We start from the raw sequence: 1,774 nt of genomic DNA, 5'->3' as shown, positions 1-1,774 counted from the left end.
TTGTTTATCTCTACTGCCCGCCAGGGGCTCACGTTCGACCAACTCGCTCGCGAGCCGCTCGCCGGTTCGATTCTCTGTTTCAAGCCAGGTGAACGGGGTATCTATCAACGTTGTACGGTTGCGTAGCAGGTGCTCTAATAAACGCTATGACTGACGAAGGGAGAATGCTCGCGCGTAGGCGGCAGCACATCCTCGTCATACATGATGCGCACTCCTGAACGTGGATGTCTATACGACCGGCATATTAGAGTGTTTTTAGCCTGACCTCTAATACCCGCAGTGTCGGATGTAGTTTGCGCATTCAGTCGGTGTGATTGCGTCGGCGATGCGGCCGAAGGCACGCCATAGTGCATCGATGGCGCGGTGGGCCTCGCGGCGCAACTCTGCCTTCATTTTAGCAAAGTCCATTTCGATCGGATTGAGGTCGGGGCTATACGGTGGCAAGTACAAGAGTTTGGCTCCAGCCGTTTCGATTGCGCTGCGAACGGCAGGGACTATGGACGGGAAGGTTGTCCATCATGACGGTGTCGCCTCGTCTGAGAGCAGGAATCAGGACCTGCTCTATATAGGCAATGAACAACTCGGCGTTGGCGGCACCGTCGAGTACATAGGGTGCGATCATGCCGTCCTCACTAAGACAGCCGATGAAGCTCGACGTTTTGCGATGTCCCTGCGGCACGGCGGCAATGAGACGCTCGCCCCGGAGCGCCCTTCCATGGGTCCGAGCCATGTCGGTCTTGACCGAAGTCTCGTCGAGAAAGATCAATCGCCCTGACGTCAGATTGGACTGGCTCTGACGCCATTCAGTCCAAGCGAGCGCAACATCGGGACGCTCTTGTTCTGCAGCGTGGAGCGTATTTTTTTTGCGTCAAGCCGAGTTTGCGCAGCGTGCCGTGCATGAGAGAGCTGCTGGCAGTGACATGATGCGTTTGTTCAACCCAGTGGCACAGCTCAGCCAAAGTGGCATCCGGCCGTGTTCTCACCTCGGCCTCGATCACCCCATAGAGCCCGGCTAGCTTCGGAGGAACATGGCAACGCTGAGGACGAGCTGATATCTCACCGGTCCGATTGCGGCGGCTTAGGACCTTAGAGACATACGCAATGCTGACGCACAAGGAATCCGCGATCTCTCCAACCGCCTCTCCGGCCTCTGACCGGGCAAACACCCGGTCACGAAGATCCTGTGAGTAAGCCATCCCGGGCCGCCAGGGCATCACCATTCTCCAGCAAAATCCAACCAGAGCCCTTCGAATCAAATCTCCCACTCGATTCGCAAGCTAAATCTTTGATTCTAGTCAGCCAGAGCACGCTCTAATCCTGCGACGAGCCGGAATTATTTCAACCGAGATGGGCGATCGACAGCCACACGAACGATTACTGCACTCGATAGCAGAATCCCGGTCACCAATGCACCGATAGATAAGAGGCCCCCGCTGCTGATATTCACCACCACCTTCAACCTGACTTGACTGCCCAGGCGAAGAGATAAGCGTCCTGTATGTCGTTGAAACCGCCTCAAGCGAAGGTGCTGGTCTGGTTCTTCCATTCGGAACCAACGCGGGTTCATGAACTCAGTTCGCGCCATTTGCATGTCGCATCCCGAGTAACTCCCGTTGGAAGGTTAACTAGCTGTTTGGTCCCAAGACGAGGCAAAGCGGATTTAGTTCGAAGATTTCCGGCGGCGTCTTCCAGGCGTGACAGCCCGCTTCGACAGGTACTTGCGAAATGATCTAAGGCTCCGTCAGGAAATAAGTGAGCGACGTCTTCTGATTTG

General features: G+C 55.7%; 1 protein-coding gene and 1 pseudogene. Both read right to left on the bottom strand.

Features of this window, described 5'->3' with window-relative positions; translation table 11 throughout:
• Window positions 1-267: 267 nt before the first annotated feature.
• A pseudogene (locus GSQ76_RS32870) lies at window positions 268-730 on the bottom strand (IS630 family transposase).
• Window positions 731-803: 73 nt separating this feature from the next.
• Entirely contained in the window at window positions 804-1,196 is a 393-nt protein-coding gene (locus GSQ76_RS32865; protein ID WP_408837190.1) for an IS630 transposase-related protein, read from the bottom strand.
• Window positions 1,197-1,774 lie beyond the last annotated feature (578 nt).

Origin of the sequence: Acidisphaera sp. L21 (genome assembly GCF_009765685.1) — a bacterium.
Lineage (GTDB): Bacteria > Pseudomonadota > Alphaproteobacteria > Acetobacterales > Acetobacteraceae > LMUY01.
This window is presented reverse-complemented; position numbering and strand designations above follow the sequence as displayed.

What these genes read in the sequence shown, in the direction of transcription:
- GSQ76_RS32865 (WP_408837190.1), bottom strand. Translation starts at nt 1,196, where the DNA reads ATGGCTTACTCACAGGATCTTCGTGACCGGGTGTTTGCCCGGTCAGAG.